Origin of the sequence: Xanthomonas fragariae (assembly GCF_900183975.1) — a bacterium.
Lineage (GTDB): Bacteria > Pseudomonadota > Gammaproteobacteria > Xanthomonadales > Xanthomonadaceae > Xanthomonas > Xanthomonas fragariae.
On record NZ_LT853882.1, the window covers coordinates 403,647 to 419,288 of the forward strand.

9 protein-coding genes and 1 tRNA gene are annotated in these 15,642 nt (G+C 63.9%); 6 read left to right on the top strand and 4 right to left on the bottom strand.

The window, feature by feature from the left end; all coding sequences use genetic code 11:
• Nucleotides 1-27 precede the first annotated feature (27 nt).
• A complete protein-coding gene (gene ubiA, locus PD885_RS01870; protein ID WP_002804547.1) occupies nucleotides 28-933 on the bottom strand; it encodes a 4-hydroxybenzoate octaprenyltransferase in 906 nt (301 codons plus the stop codon).
• Nucleotides 934-1,290: 357 nt separating this feature from the next.
• Here ubiA and PD885_RS01875 point away from each other — a divergent pair.
• Nucleotides 1,291-1,367: transfer RNA gene (locus PD885_RS01875), tRNA-Arg, on the top strand.
• A 251-nt stretch (nucleotides 1,368-1,618) separates the two neighbouring features.
• Here the strand turns inward: PD885_RS01875 and PD885_RS01880 are convergent.
• The gene (locus tag PD885_RS01880; protein ID WP_002804548.1) at nucleotides 1,619-1,960 is read right to left on the bottom strand and encodes an HPF/RaiA family ribosome-associated protein; all 342 of its coding nucleotides are present in this window, start codon (nucleotides 1,958-1,960) and stop codon (nucleotides 1,619-1,621) included.
• Nucleotides 1,961-2,317: 357 nt separating this feature from the next.
• Between PD885_RS01880 and PD885_RS01885 the strand changes: the two genes are divergently transcribed.
• Entirely contained in the window at nucleotides 2,318-4,744 is a 2,427-nt protein-coding gene (locus tag PD885_RS01885; RefSeq protein ID WP_040762384.1) for a DUF3772 domain-containing protein, read from the top strand.
• A gap of 184 nt (nucleotides 4,745-4,928) precedes the next feature.
• Here the strand turns inward: PD885_RS01885 and PD885_RS01890 are convergent, their stop codons facing one another.
• Nucleotides 4,929-6,653 (bottom strand): ABC1 kinase family protein, encoded by a 1,725-nt coding sequence (locus PD885_RS01890; RefSeq protein WP_002804552.1) that lies wholly within the window; start codon nucleotides 6,651-6,653, stop codon nucleotides 4,929-4,931.
• Nucleotides 6,654-6,895: 242 nt separating this feature from the next.
• On the opposite strand from PD885_RS01890, the gene PD885_RS01895 reads away from it, so the two are divergent.
• The gene (locus PD885_RS01895) at nucleotides 6,896-7,834 is read left to right on the top strand and encodes a DUF808 domain-containing protein (protein ID WP_002804553.1); all 939 of its coding nucleotides are present in this window, start codon (nucleotides 6,896-6,898) and stop codon (nucleotides 7,832-7,834) included.
• Between the two features lie 458 nt (nucleotides 7,835-8,292).
• Nucleotides 8,293-9,606, top strand: a complete 1,314-nt coding sequence (locus PD885_RS01900) for a glycoside hydrolase family 10-like protein (RefSeq protein WP_162138779.1) — start codon at nucleotides 8,293-8,295, stop codon at nucleotides 9,604-9,606.
• A gap of 104 nt (nucleotides 9,607-9,710) precedes the next feature.
• Here the strand turns inward: PD885_RS01900 and PD885_RS01905 are convergent, their stop codons facing one another.
• Nucleotides 9,711-11,339, bottom strand: a complete 1,629-nt coding sequence (locus PD885_RS01905; protein WP_002804557.1) for a GGDEF domain-containing protein — start codon at nucleotides 11,337-11,339, stop codon at nucleotides 9,711-9,713.
• Nucleotides 11,340-11,829: 490 nt separating this feature from the next.
• Between PD885_RS01905 and glgA the strand changes: the two genes are divergently transcribed.
• Nucleotides 11,830-13,413 (top strand): glycogen synthase GlgA, encoded by a 1,584-nt coding sequence (glgA, locus tag PD885_RS01910; protein ID WP_040762358.1) that lies wholly within the window; start codon nucleotides 11,830-11,832, stop codon nucleotides 13,411-13,413.
• Nucleotides 13,410-15,641 carry a 1,4-alpha-glucan branching enzyme gene (locus PD885_RS01915; RefSeq protein ID WP_002804560.1) on the top strand — a complete coding sequence of 744 codons (2,232 nt, stop codon included), beginning with the start codon at nucleotides 13,410-13,412 and terminating at the stop codon, nucleotides 15,639-15,641. Before glgA ends, PD885_RS01915 begins: the two co-directional genes overlap by 4 nt.
• Nucleotide 15,642 lies beyond the last annotated feature (1 nt).

Here is a 15,642-nt window from a genome sequence, read left to right on the forward strand (position 1 = left end):
GCACACGTGCCGGCGATGATGGCGCACCTAGCGCAACGCCAGCGAGGCAGCGATGCTGACGAAGATTGCCAGACCAACCCAGTTGTTGTGCAGGAAAGCGCGGAAGCAGGGGCCGCGTTCGCGATGGCGGGCGATGTGGAATTCATAGATCACCAGCAGCGCTGCGACGCCCAGGCCGGCCCAATACGCCGCGGTGAGGCCGGCACGCACACCTACCAGTGCCAAGGTTGCAAACATCAGCGCATACAGCACGCCTTGTGCGACCAGGTCGAACTCGCCGAACAGGATGGCGGTGGATTTGCTGCCCATGCGAATGTCGTCTTCGCGGTCGACCATGGCGTACCAGGTATCGTATGCAGTCGCCCACAGGATATTTGCCGCGTACAGCAGCCACGCAAGCAGCGGCACGCTGCCTTGCACTGCGGCAAAACCCATCGGGATGCCCCAGCCGAATGCCATGCCCAGATAGACCTGAGGCAGGTGGGTGTGGCGTTTGAGATAAGGATAGCTGGCGGCCAGGAACACGCCGGGCACGCTCAGCGCCACGGTCAGCCAGTTGAGGGTGAGCACCAGCGCGAACGCCACCAGCATCAGTAGGACGAACAACCATAGCGCTTCGCGTCCGGAAACCGCGCCAACGGCCAGCGGACGCGACTTGGTACGCTCCACGTGCGGGTCCAGCCAGCGGTCGGCGTAGTCGTTGATCACGCAGCCGGCCGAGCGGGTCAGCCAGACCCCGGCGGTGAACACCAACAGCGTCCACAATGGCGGCATGCCGTCTGCGGCCAGCCACAATGCCCACCAGGTGGGCCAGAGCAGCAACAGGCTGCCGATCGGGCGGTCGCCACGCACCAGCTTCCAGTATTGCCCCAGTCGCTGCTGCCACGTCAGCGCGGACGCTGCGGGTATTTGTTCAACACCATGCTTGCTCATGCTGCGAAGGGTAGCAGCGCGGCTCGGCTGTGGTCATGCGTAGCCTGGAGATTGCGCCGTGCCGTTGACCTCCAAAGGTACTTAAGCAGCCTTGCCGGTGAATTGCTCCATCAACAACAAACGACATCGATGTCCGTGCCGTAAAGTGTTTTCACCGATTGCGATATCGGCATAAAGCTTGAGCAATCTGCGGCGAATGTGCGATCAACGTCGACCTGATGCCACGCATCCAATAACCGCAGTCCGCGCAAGCCCCAAGCTACGGCACGCTACTGCCTATTGCACCTGTGTGGCACGCCCAGCGTCGCCAAGCGCAGTCACGCGCGCGACGGCTGTTCTGGCATAATGCGCGGCCAGGCGCTCGTAGCTCAGCCGGATAGAGTAGTGGCTTCCGAAGCCATTGGTCGGGGGTTCGAATCCCTCCGGGCGCACCAGATTGAAGCAGTCGGCCTGCTGCCACGCATTCCCATGGCAGTGGGCCGAAGTCGTTTCTGGGCTGTGACGGCGAGAGCATCAACACGGTCGACGTGCATTGCAGGCGCCTGCCGTGCAGGCCGTCGGATGGGGGTCTCGCGAATCTGGGTGATTCACACCGGCGGCGTGTTGATCTTGGCGCTGCTGGCGATCACGGCCTGGATGAGCGCCAGCGGGCGAGCAGCCGCGGCGCCACCTTGCCAGGGGCCAATCAGATGTGTTCCGGCGGCGGGGCAGCCGCTTTGGACTGTTGCTTGCCGCGTGCGTGTTCGATGGCCGCGCGCAGCTTGCGGGCGGCTCCAGTGACGGCAGAGGCGGTGGTTTCGGCACTGTTGGTGGCCGCGATCGGCGGCAGGCCGGCGATGTGGGCTTCGATGCTGCAGGTTCGATCCGCTGCGCCGCCGCGCTGACCGTTCTCATCGCGTAAGTGCACTTCAACGCGGGTGATGTCGCTGGCGAAATGCGCCAGCTGGGCGGAGCAGGTCTTCTCGACATGCTGCACGACAGAGGGATCGTGCGGCACGTGCTTGTCGGTTTGGATCTGAATCTGCATAGAAGTGTCTCCTTCGCGGTCATCCGCTGCGTCTGCCGTAGCGGTAGCTGGATTCTGCGACAGCGGCGTGTTTTCGCAAAGTGACAAACGCTCGTCCCCATTCATGCGTAACTTGGGGTAGGGAGGCGAAGTAGGGACACCGCCGATGCGAGCGCGTCGTTGGATGTCGAAGACCAGTCACACTGCGCGTGCCGCCATCGGCTCACGCATGCCTGCCGTGGCTGAATCGTTGGTGCCGGTTGCTCGGCTCGACCGCGAGCGGTGGCTTAAGATGCCCGCACCCGCGGCGGTCCCGCGCCTGTCCGATGCCTGCCTGTGTCCGAATTTCGATGTGTCTTGGGTGCCCATCGTGGCGTGTTGCGGCGTGTGCTGCTGATTGCCGCGCTGTGGATGGTGAGCGTGGGCGCTGCGGTGGCGCAGGACCAGGACACGCTGCTGGAGGATGCGCAGACCCAGCTGGACAGTATGCAGAAGGTGCTGACTCAGGCCGAAGCGGGGATGGACGAATCCGACACCGACCAGCTGCGTAAGCTGGCCGACGACGTCATAGGCGCGCAACGGCAGGCGCAAGATCTTGCGCGCACGCTGGAGCCGCCGCTCAAAGAGCTCAGCGTACGACTGGAAGGGCTTGGGGTCGAACAGAAAAATGAACCGCCCGACTTACATGACCAGCGCCAGTCACTGACCAAAGAGCGCGATCGGCTGGATGCCGAGTTCAAACGCGCCAACCTGTTGGCATTGGAAGCCAAGGATCTGGCCGATCGGCTCGAGAGCGAGCGCGCGCACCGCTTCAGCGAGCTGTTGTCCACGCGGGTGGCTTCGCCGCTGTCGCCAAAGCTGTGGAACCAGATCGCACAGCAATGGCCCGACGACCGCGCACGCCTGCAGGGACTTTCCGACAAGGCGGTGCAGGTGGTGCGCACGGGAGCACCGGCCAACGGCATCGCAGGTCTGGTGACCGGTACGCTGGTGGCGCTATTGCTGGCGTTTCCGCTGCGCATCTTCCTGCGGCATCTGGGGCGGCGTTATGCGGCTTCGCGTGCGCCCGGCGGGCGCTTGCGACGCTCCGGGCTCGCCCTTTGGTTCCTGCTGGTCGGCACGCTGAGCCTGGGTACGGCCGTATGGGCGCTGGCCGAAAGCGTGCGTGCGCTAAGCGAGCTCCCTGCGGATCTGGAGCAGTTGCTGAGTGCGGTTGTGGTAATCAGTTATGTCGCTGCCTTCGTCGGTTCGCTCACCGCCAGCCTGTTGATGAAGCATCAGCCCACCTGGCGGCTGTTCCCGCTGGACGATGCCACGGTGGATCGTTTGCGTGTGCATTGCCTGGCCACGGCGGCGGTGAGCTGGTGCAGTGGCATGGCGATCAGGATCAACGATGTGGCACGCAGCAGTAGCGCGTTGACCACCGCCACCGATGCGGTCGCGGCACTGCTGTATGCCGGGTTGATCCTGTCTGCCTTGGCTGGTTTGAGTCTTTCATTACGCGCGCACGCCGCCAATGTGGGCGCAGCCGATCCCGGCAGCAGCGCGCCGCCGCCGGTGGTCTCGCGCGGCGGTGGTTACATCGTGCTGATCCGTCTGCTTGGCCATCTGGCAGTGATCGTGGCGCTGGTGGCGGCCTTGTTCGGCTACATCAATCTGGCGCTGTTCGTGGAACAGCAGATCATCTGGATCACCTTGGTGTGCAGCGTGCTCGGGTTGCTGGTGATGTTTGCCGATGATCTGACCACCTGGGTGTTCAAGCCGGAGAGCCGTTTCAGCCGTGCCCTGTCGCATGCGTTGAGCATCAGCAGCAGCCGGCTGGTGCAGGTGGGATTGCTGATGTCCGCGGCGGTGCGTGTGCTGCTCGTGCTGCTGGGCATTGCAGCGTTGGTGACGCCGTACGGTGCCAACCTAGCCGCCGTGACCGGCTGGCTGGAGAACGTCTCGCACGGCATCACTATCGGTAAGGAGCTGATCATCACGCCCAGCGACGTGGCCAGGGCGCTGTGCGTGTTCCTGCTCGGCATGGGCCTGGTGCACGTGGTGCAGAAGTGGTTGCTCAACACCTATCTGCCCAAGACCGAGCTCGATGCCGGCGCGCGCAATTCGATTAGCACGGTGGCGCGATATCTGGGATGGTTGATCGTGGTGGTGTGGGGTCTGACCGCGTTGGGACTGGACTTGAAACGGCTTGCGCTGGTGTTGAGCGCACTGTCGGTGGGTATCGGTTTCGGTCTGCAGGCGATCACGCAGAACTTCGTGTCGGGGCTGATTCTGCTGGCAGAGCGGCCGGTGAAGATCGGCGACTGGGTCCGTATCGGCGACCAAGAAGGCGACGTGCGCAAGATCAGCGTACGTGCGACCGAAATTCAAGTGGGCGACCGCTCTACCTTGATCGTGCCGAATTCGGAATTGATCACCAAGAGCGTGCGCAACATGACGCTGTCCAATCCGATGGGCCGGGTGCAGCTGCAGTTTTCGGTGCCCCTGGAAACCGACGTGGCCAAGGTGCGCGACATGCTGCTGGCATTATTCTCCGAGCATGCGAAGGTGTTGGCCGATCCGGTGCCGTTGGTGTTCATCGATTCGGTGGCCGGCGGGCACGTCAACTTCAATTCGTTTGCCTACGTCAGCAGTCCGCGCGATTCGTATGGCGTACGTAGCGAGTTGTTCTTCACGCTGCTGCAGCGGATGGGCGCCATGGGAATTGCGTTGCAGTCGCCCCAGGAGATCCGCTTCAGTCGTGCGGGCGCGGCAGTGGCGCGCGATGCCGGAGATGGGGAGTCTTCGACGTCCTCGCAGTGACGCTGCCGGATACGCGAGGCGACCAGGCACTGACGACGTTGAGAGCGCCTGCTGCGTATACGCCTGCGACGCGTACTATGGCGCGTATCAATAACGCCACGTTGCACGATCGCACTTAAGCGCCTTATTGAAGCGGTATCGTCAAGCGATACCGCCTTGCGTCGTGCTACCTCTGCCAACGCATCTATCGATGCCCACGCTCTTCGCGCGCACGCACGCGGCGGTCGAACAACAATGCGCTGAGCACGATGCCCAAGCCAAGCACGACGCCGAGCAGGAACAGCGCTAGCGCTATCGCCGGATAGCCCCACAGCTGCAAGCCGGTTTCGATACGCATCATCTGCGCCGAGGCCATGATCAGCGCTGCAGTCACGATGCCGGCCGCAACGCGGTTGGCGATCTTTTGCAGGCTTTCCATGAGGTGCGACTCTTCAAGGCCGGTGACGCGCATCTGCAATCGGTTTTCCGCGGCCAGCGAAAGAATTTCGGACATGCGGCGCGGCCCTTCGCGCACAAGATGCTGCAGTTCCATCGCTTCGCTGGCCAGGTTGGCAGCGGACAGCGATTTTTTCAGGCGCGCGCGCATCACGTGTTGCAGGTGGCGCTCCACGACGCGACGTGTATCCAGAGTTGGCGACAACGCGCGACAGACGCCTTCCAGATTCAACAGCGTCTTGCCAAGCAGACTTAGTTCTGGTGGCGTGCGCAAACCGTTGGAGGTGGCGATGCGCACCAGGTCCAGCACTATGCGGCCTTCGGATGTCGTGTCATGCGCGGCGTAGCGCGCGATCATCTGCCCGGTTTCGCGCTGATGGCGGTCTTCGTCGTAATCCTCCAGACGCGTGCTAAGTGCGATGGTCTCTTCGGCGACTTCCTCGCCGCGGCCATCGACAGCCGCAAACAACAGCTTGAGCAGGCGCTCGCGCAAGCGCGGCGGGACGTGCGCGACCATGCCCAGGTCGAAGATCGCCAGGCGCCCGTCTTGCAGGACGCGCAGGTTGCCCGGATGCGGGTCGGCATGAATTTCGCCATGCACAAACATCTGGTCCAGATAGCCCTTGACCAACTCGGCCGCCAGCTTGTCCATCGGTTGTTCGGTACGGCGCAGGCCCGAAATCCTGTCCACGCGCACGCCTTCAGCCAGCTGCATGGTCAGCACCTCGCGGCTGCTCAGGTCCCAGACCGGTTGCGGAACCCACAGCAGCGGGAATGGCTTGAGATGTTGACCGAAGCGCAACAAGGTTTCCGCTTCGTCTTCGTAGTTGAGTTCGGCGCGCAGGGTCTTGCCGAATTCGCCCAACCAATCGGCAAAGCGCACGCGCCGCCCGATGCCGGTCAGCCGATCGGCAGCGGTGGCAAAACTCTTGAGCACGTCCAGATCCGAGCGCACCTGCGCAGCGACCTCGGGTTTTTGTACCTTGATCGCCACCGGCGTGCCATCGCGCAACGCAGCGCGATGCACCTGCGCCAGCGAGGCGCAGCCCAGCGGCACCGGATCGAAAAACGAGAACGCTTTTTTGACCGACACGCCCAGCTCTTCTTCGATGATCTGGCGGATGCGTTCCACGGCTACCGAGCTGGTGTTTTCCTGCATGCGCTCAAGCGCGGTGGCGAACTCCGGCGGCACGATGTCCGGGCGCGTTGACAACATCTGACCCAATTTGACGAAGGTGGGGCCGAGCGATTCCAGGTCGGAGACGAACTGGTCCGGCGTACCTTCTGCGGGGACTTCGTACTCGTTGATCGCTGCCGGATCCAGACTCATGCCGGCAAATACGCCCGACCCGCGATACCGCAGCAACAGGCGCAGGATCTGCGTCCGCCGGCTCATGCCGCCTACCACGGAAGTATCTGCCGGGCTCGCGGGCTGGGCCGGTGCGCGGTACGGGTCGTTCGGACTCAAGGCCATCTCCGGTACGTCTTGCAAGAGGCGAGTTTGGCCAGCGCCGGGTCGTTGCGTGGTGAATCCAACCGCTCCAGCGTGGTGCATGCGAGCCCTGCCGGAACCAGCCACCACCGGGCGCAAGTGTTGCTACGCCGATGCCCGCATCACCCCTGTAACAGCGGTCAAACGCCGTGCAATGGCCGGTCATCACCCCACACAAGCGCTGGATCGGCGAGACTTCACAGCCACCAACGAAGGAACTCCGCATGGCCGGTGCCAGCCTGTTCACCCTGCTCGACGACATCGCCGCGCTGCTGGACGACGTTTCCGTCCTTACCAAGGTTGCGGCCAAAAAGACCGCTGGCGTGCTCGGCGACGATCTAGCGCTCAACGCGCAGCAGGTGACCGGCGTCAGCGCGGACCGCGAATTGCCGGTGGTGTGGGCCGTGGCTAAGGGCTCGCTGGTCAACAAGGTGATCCTGGTGCCGGCGGCGCTGGCGATCAGTGCTTTGGAAGCCTGGCTAAGCGGACGCGGTTACAGCGTCCCGTTGGTGATGCCGCTGATGATGATCGGCGGCGCCTATCTGTGCTTTGAAGGTGTGGAGAAACTCGCGCACAAGGCCATGCACGACGAGGAAGAACAAGCGCAGCGGCATGCCGAACGCACCCGCGCGCTTGCCGACCAGAACGTGGACTTGGTGGCGCTGGAAAAGGACAAGGTCAAGGGCGCGATCCGCACCGACTTCATCCTGTCGGCAGAGATCATCGTGCTGTCGTTGGGCGTGGTGGCCGGCGTGTCGTTCGGGCAGCAGATCGCGGTGCTGGTGGCGATCGCGCTGGCGATGACCATCGGCGTATATGGCTTGGTCGCGGCGATCGTGAAGCTGGACGACCTGGGCCTATACCTGGCCAAGAAGGGCGCCGCGCTTGCCGCGTTCGGTCGCGGTATCCTGGTGGCCGCACCATGGCTGATGAAGTTCCTGTCGGTGGCCGGCACGCTGGCCATGTTCCTGGTCGGCGGCGGTATCCTGGTGCACAACATCCCGGCGCTGCATCACCTGGCGGTGGATCTGGCCACCTCGTCCGGCAGCCTGGGCTGGTTAGTCGAGGCGCTGAGCAACATGTCGGTTGGCGTCGTTGCCGGTGCGCTCGTGCTGGGCGCGGTGACGCTTTTCCAGAAGCTGCGTGGGAAGAAGCCTCATTGAATAGTGATTGGGCTTTATCGGGGTCATGAGGGCAGTGGGTAGCCTCGGCTCGATGTGGCTGTCGATTGGGCGCCTCCGGGCGGAGTGACAGGACGCGCAAGCAGTTGTCAGCGATGCGCGAACAGTGCGCGGGTCTCCTCGGGTGGCCGCACCGCCGTTTCTCCGCCTGCACCACGGCGGCACCTTGGCGGCACCTTGCGAAGTGGCGTCCCCAATTCCGATCCTGCCTCCTTGAGCGACTATCGCGCTTGTTAAGCTGGCTGCGAGGCCATAAACGGATTGCTGCTCATGCCAAACCTGCTGGCAACCAAGTCTGACCGGGCGCGCAGACTATGCAATGACCTCGCCCCTCGCTTGTGCGACGTAGGTCAATGCGCATGAAGAAGACGACTGAAAATCTCGATCTTGCGCAGACCACCCAGGCCGCCTCGCAGCCACCGTGCGACGAGCAGCTGGCGATGCGAGCGCCGCATGAACCGACTGCTTCCAGCGCAGGGCGCTATGGCATCGGTAGACGGCGCTTTCTTGGTTTGGGCTCGGCAGCGGTGGCGGCCGGGATCGTGGGTTCTCCGGCATGCGCGGCGATTCCCTTCGTTGGCCAGATGCGCGCAACCTGGGTGACCAGCGCTTTCAATCTCGATTGGCCAAGTGCCGCGTCTGTCCAGATTGTCGACCCTGCCGAGCGCGTCAGGGTGCAGCAGCAGGAACTGCTGGCAATCGTCGACCAGGCCCAGGCGATGCATTTGAATACCCTGGTCTTTCAGGTCAAACCCTGTGCCGACGCGTTGTACCGCTCGCGCATTCTGCCGTGGTCGCCGGTGTTGACAGGCGTGCTTGGAAAGCACCCAGGTTTCGATCCGCTGGCATTCCTGCTGCGGCATGCGCATGCGCGCGGCATCCACGTGCATGCCTGGCTCAATCCCTACCACGTGTCGACTCGCCTGGATCAGGCCACGCTCAATGCATTCACGACCGCATCGAATGATTCGCCGCAGAGCGTCTATGTGCGGCATCCGGACTGGGTTGGCGTTGCTGCTGATCGGCTGATGCTCAATCCGGGACTTCCGGCCGTGCGCCGCTGGATCTGCAAAGTGGTTGCTGAACTGGTGGCCTGCTACAACGTCGATGGCGTGCAGTTCGACGACTACTTCTACACCGAATCGGCGCAGTCCCCATTCGACGACGCGCAGACTTACGCCACGTATGGGTCCGGGTTCGCCGACAAAGGCGATTGGCGTCGGCACAACACCTATCGTTTGATGCGCGAGGTGGCCGGGACCATTCGCGCGATCAGGCCGGGTGTGGCATTCGGGGTCAGCCCGGCTGGCGTATGGCGCAATCGGCAGGATGATCCGCTGGGGTCGGACACGCAGGCAGGTGGGCCCGCGTTCGATACCGTGTACGCCGATACTCGCCGTTGGGTACGCGAAGAAATCGTCGACTACATCGTGCCACAGATCTACTGGCCGCTCGCCCGCCAAGCAGTGCGCTACGACACCCTCGCACGCTGGTGGGCGGACACCGTGCGCGGTCGTCGCGTGCAGCTTTACATCGGCATGGCGTTGTACAAAGTCGGGACTGCCAGTGCGCTGGAGCCAGATTGGACAGTCGACGGCGGCGTGCCGGAGATTGCCCGCCAGTTGGATGTGAATGCATCACTGCCGGAGGTTGGTGGGTGCATGCTGTTTCGACAGGGATTTCTCGCTGCAACCCAGACCCAACAGGTCGTGGACTATCTCAAGCTGCGTTGGCAAGATCCTTCGCGCAACTGACCAGACGGGCGCCGCTGCCGAGTGGTTGTGCTAGCTACGCCAAGTTGTCGTGTCTCCATGCGTGCTCCGGGTTCTAGCGGTGTCCGCACCCTGGGGGCCGGCCTCTAGTCGGCGCTGATCACGCGATTCTTGCCGGCCGCCTTGGCGTCGTACATGGCGCGGTCGGCGCGGCGGATCAGCTCGTCCTGAGCTTCGTCGATGTGCCGTAGCGCCACGCCAGCACTGAAGCTGATGAACACGCGCGCATCGTCGTACAACAGCGAGCGCTGCGACAAAGCGCGTTGCAGGCGGATCACCGCTGCGCTGGCCTCGAAAATGGTCGAGTCCGGCAGCAACAACACGAACTCCTCGCCGCCAAAACGGGCGATGGCGTCGGTGGTGCGCAACACCGCTTTAGCCACGTCCACGGTGTGGCGCAGCGCGGCGTCGCCACCGGCATGGCCATGGGTCTCGTTGAGGCGGCGGAAGTCGTCCAGGTCCAGCATCGCCACGCACAGCGGTTGGCCGCTGCGCTGGGTACGTACGGCTTCGCGCTGGAACAGTTCTTCAAAGCCGCGCCGGTTGAGCGCGCTGGTGAGCTGGTCTTCGCGCACGAGGCCGGCGACGTCTTTGAGCTCTTGTTGGAGCGAGGCGATGCGCTGTTCGGACTCTTCGACCTGACGGCGTGCCGAAAGCAGTTCATCGCGGGCGGCCAATGCCTGCGCCTGCACGCCGGCGGTGTCCTGCAGCAGATCCTGCAATAGCCGGTTGAGGTCAGGAATGCCGCGAGCGTCGCCGATCGCTTGCGAATACCCGGCAACGCGATCATGGTATTCGCCGGTGCTGGTGGCCATCCCATCGAGCCGGTCGACGAAGGACACCATCATCTCGCGCATGGCGGTCTTGGAATCGGCGATGCCTTGCTTGAGCACGCCTTGCTTGTAGATGACCCCGCGCAAGGTGCCGCGTGCCTGTTCGATCGAGCTGACGTCCAGCGGGCCGGAGATCAGCTGCCGCACCACCGAAATCTGACCCTGCAACCAGCTGCGATCGTCCAGAAGTTCGCCGACGTTTTCCAATAATAGATCGAACAAGCCGAACAACAGGTTCTGCTGTTCGCTGGCGTCTTCGGCACACAGCCCGATCTGATGGCTCAGCTCGCGCAGCCGTTGTTCCAGCGTGATCAGCTCAAGCCCCGGGCGCCAATGGCGCAGCGCCGATGCCAGCGTCTGCGCCTCTGCGGCCAGCTCCGGGCTGCGTTGCAGCAGGGTGGCTAGCGCATTGCCCAGCGCATGACGCAGCAGGTCGCGCAATTGCTCGGCTTCGGTGCGTCCTTCGGCCAGCGAATCGCCGATATCGACGGTGCGGATGTATTTGTCGATCAATTGACGCAGTGCGCGACCGTAGCCGGGCCAGTCGCCGGCCGCATACGCCGCGCTCAGGCGCCCCCCCATGTCGCCGAGTTCACCGTGCAGGCTGGTGATGCCTTCGGCAAACGCCAGCAGCAGCGCTTCCGGGTGGGCGGCATGCGAAAACAGATGCATCAATAGTGCCGTGGCAGCAGCTGGATCGTGCGTGCCGGACTTGGCCTTGGCCGGGACCAACTGATGCGCCGCTAAATCTTGCCCGTCGCGCCCGCTGTTCATTACGCTGGGCATCGCAGCGGCAGGGCGCGCGGTATCCCCGCCGCCCCAAGACAGCAGGCGACGCAGCCCGCTACGCGGGCGGCTTGGGTGTTCAGGCTGGTCCGCCATCCGCCAGGGTCTCAAAAGATCGTAGTGCTGACTTTTGTTATCGGCGCGCATGCGGGTCGCTTGAGCAAGCCGAGCCATACCGCGCAGCAAAAGTATGCAGACAATGAGCAACGCAACGTTGCGACTGACGACGCGAAAGCGCGAATGAACAAGTTATACAGGTGAGAACGAATGCAGCTCCAATCTCCCGCATTCGGTGCGTTTCACTCCTGACGCACCAATAGAGGGATGTCATCGCCCTGCTAATGTCTGGCGCATGCCTGCCTGTATGCGCTGTTGTGCATCAGCGAATGCGGGCTGTCTCAGAAAAGTCAGCACGTGTTCACGCGTATTTTATTTGGTCGGGGTGTAGATTCACCGGCAAGGGCAACAGTGGGACACGCGCGTTGCCTCCGCTCCTCATTCGTAGCAGGTTGTCTGGCTGAATTGGCAGACGATGGTTTTCGCTTCGCTGTTTTCCGTCTCCATCCACTTTACGACGGGCGTTTAGATGGTTGCCACGATGCCGCTTCACGCTACCACCGCACGCTTAGAGCGCAGCACGATGCTCCCTACTCTGAACAAGAGCGGGCGACCGCGTGATGCACGCGGACGTTTCATCCGTCACCACGAGCGGTTGCCGGTGTCGCTGGCCGACACGCGCGGTGCCTTGTTCGTGGTATCGGAGATGGCCGACTTCATCAAGGCCGGTGGTCTGGGCGATGTGGCGGCCGCGCTGCCACGCGCGCTGCGCCATCGCTACGACGTGCGGGTGTTGATCCCCGGTTACCGTGCGGTGCTCGAGCGCGCCGGCAAGGTGGAAATCGTTGGTCGCGTGTTGGCGCATGCTGCGCTGCCGGCCTGCGACATCGGTCGCATCGTGCAGTCCGACGGCCTACCGATCTACATCCTGTTGTCCAAGGAACTGTTCGAACGGGACGGCTCGCCATACGTGAGCACCAGCGGGTCGGAGTTCGAAGACAACGCGATTCGCTTCGCCACCTTGTCGCATGCTGCCGCGCAGATCGCCGCCGGCCATGCCGGGCTGGGCTGGAAGCCGCGCCTGCTGCATCTCAACGATTGGCCATGCGCTTTGGCGGCGGCGTATGTGCGTTGGTCCGGTGGCACCACGCCGTGCCTGCTCACCATCCACAACCTGGCCTATCAGGGCCTGGTGCCGTATTCGATGGCCGCTGCGCTGGGCATTCCCGCCGAGCATGTGGCCGACCTGGAGTTTTACGGGCAGATGTCATTTCTGCGCGGCGGCATCGTCAATGCCGACCATGTCAACACGGTCAGTGTCAGCTACGCCAAGCAGATCATCGGCCCGGCGCAGGGTTGCGGGCTGGATCGTTTGCTGGCCGCTCGTGCGGCCAAGGGCACACTCACCGGCATCGTCAACGGTATCGATGCCAGCTGGGACCCGCGGACCGACCAATACCTGGATTCGCATTTCAGCGTGAACCAGTGGCATGGCCGTCAGGCCAATGCTGCGCAGGTGCGCAAGGCGTTCGGGCTACGCGAGAGCACCGGCCCGTTGTTTGCGGTGGTGTCGCGGCTGGTGCATCAGAAGGGCCTGGACCTGATCTGCGAGGTCGCGCCGCAGATTGTGGCGGCCGGTGGCCAGATCGCAGTGATCGGCGGCGGCGAGCCGGAGATCGAACAACGTGTTGCCGAGCTGACCCGGCGCTATCCTGGCCAGGTCGGTGCCTTCATCGGTTTCGAGGAAGGTCTGGCGCGGCGTATGTTTGCCGGTGCCGACTTCCTGCTGATGCCCTCGCGTTTCGAGCCCTGCGGCCTGAGCCAGATGTACGCGCAGCGCTTCGGCTGCCTGCCGATTGCGCACGCCACCGGTGGACTGATCGACACCGTGGACGATGGCGTCACCGGTTTCCTGTTCCAGCACGCCAGCGTGGAAGCGTTGCGCCGCTGCCTGGAGCGCGCGTTCCGCACCTTCCGTCTGCCCAGCCTGCTGGCGGCGATGCGGCGTGCGGCGATGCTGCGTCCCAGTGGCTGGGATGTGGCCGGCAAGAAGTATCTGTCTCTCTACGAACGCACCGCCGCAACCGCGCCCGCGTTTGCGACGGTGTCATGAGCGAACGGCTGGGCGTGCAGGGGCGGGACACGGAAGCAGACGGTGGGACCACGGCAGACATGTCCGAGATCTCGCAGACCTTGCAGGCACTGGCCGATGGACTGCCCGCCGACGCGTTCGCGGTGCTGGGCCCGCACCCACAGGCCGACGGTCGCCGCCACGTGTGCGTGCTGGCCCCGGGTGCCGAGGCGATGGGCCTGATTGATCCGCGCGGCAAGCTGCTGGCGCGTATGCAGGCCAGCCCGATCGAAGGAGTGTTTGAAGGCACGCTGGCGGTCGAAGGGCCGTACCGGCTGCGAATCGTCTGGCCGGACGTGGTACAGGAGATCGAAGACCCCTACGCGTTTGCGGCCAGCCTCGACGAATCGACCTTTCTGCAGATCGCTGCAGGCGATGGTCAGGCATTGCGCAGCGCCTTGGGCGCGCAGCATCTACGCTGCAACGGGGTGCCGGGCGTGCGCTTCGCGGTCTGGGCGCCGCATGCACAACGCGTCGCGGTGGTCGGCGATTTCAATGGCTGGGACGTGCGACGGCATCCGATGGGTCAGCGCATCGGTGGCTTCTGGGAACTGTTCCTGCCCCGCGTGGAGGCCGGCGCCCGCTACAAGTACGCCGTCACTGCCGCCGATGGTCGGATCCTGCTCAAGGCCGACCCGGTGGCGCGTCAAAGCGAACTGCCGCCGGCCACCGCTTCGGTGGTGCCGGGTGCCGCCGCGTTCGCGTGGACCGATGCTGCCTGGATGGCCAATCGCGATGCGAGCGCGGTGCCGGCGCCGCTGTCGATCTACGAGGTGCATGCCGCCTCCTGGCGGCGCGATGAGCACAACCAGCCGCTGGACTGGCCGACTCTGGCCGAACAACTGATCTCGTACGTGCAGCAACTCGGCTTCACCCATATCGAATTGCTGCCGATCACAGAGCATCCGTTCGGCGGCTCGTGGGGCTATCAACCGCTGGGCCTGTATGCGCCCACCGCGCGCCATGGCAGCCCGGACGGTTTTGCGCAGTTCGTCGATGCCTGCCATCGCGCCGGCATCGGCGTGATTCTGGATTGGGTCAGCGCGCACTTCCCCGATGATGCGCATGGCCTCGCGCAGTTCGACGGCGGCGCCCTGTACGAACATGCCGACCCGCGCGAAGGCAGGCATCGCGACTGGAATACGCTGATCTACAACTACGGTCGGCCCGAAGTGACCGCCTACCTAATGGGCAGCGCGCTGGAGTGGATCGACCATTACCATCTCGACGGCCTGCGCGTGGATGCGGTGGCCTCGATGCTGTATCGCGACTACGGTCGCGCCGAGGGCGAGTGGTTGCCCAATGCGCATGGCGGCCGCGAAAATCTCGAAGCAGTGGCGTTTTTGCGCCAGCTCAATCACAAGATCGCTGCGCGCTTTCCCGGCGTGATGACGATTGCCGAAGAATCCACCGCCTGGCCGGGTGTGACCGCGCCGATCGGCGACGGCGGCCTGGGCTTCACGCACAAGTGGAACATGGGCTGGATGCACGACACGCTGAGCTACATGCAGCGTGATCCGGTCGAGCGCGCGCAGCACCACAGCCAGCTCACCTTCGGCCTGGTGTACGCGTTCTCCGAACGGTTCGTGTTGCCGATGTCGCACGACGAAGTGGTGCACGGTACCGGCGGCCTGCTCGGTCAGATGCCGGGCGACGACTGGCGGCGTTTCGCCAATTTGCGCGCCTATCTGGCGCTGATGTGGGCGCACCCGGGCGACAAATTGCTGTTCATGGGCGCCGAATTCGGCCAGTGGAGCGATTGGAATCACGATCAGTCGCTGGACTGGCATTTGCTCGATGGCGCGCCGCATCGTGGTGTGCAGCAACTGGTGGGCGATCTCAACGCCGCACTGCGTCGTGTGCCGGCGTTGTATCGCGGCACCCATCGCGCCGACGGTTTCGACTGGAGCGTGGCCGACGATGCGCGCAACAGCGTACTGGCTTTCATTCGCTACGATCCCGATGGCGGCGCGCCACTGCTTGTGGTGAGCAACCTCACTCCGCAACCGCATCACGACTATCGCGTGGGGGTGCCGCGTGCCGGCAACTGGCGCGAGATCCTCAACACCGACAGTGCCCACTACGGCGGCAGCAACCTCGGTAACAGCGGTCGTCTTGCGACCGAGCCGATGGGCATGTATGGGCATGCGCAACGCCTGCGCCTGACCCTACCGCCGCTGGCCACAACCTATCTGCAAGCGGAGAAATAAC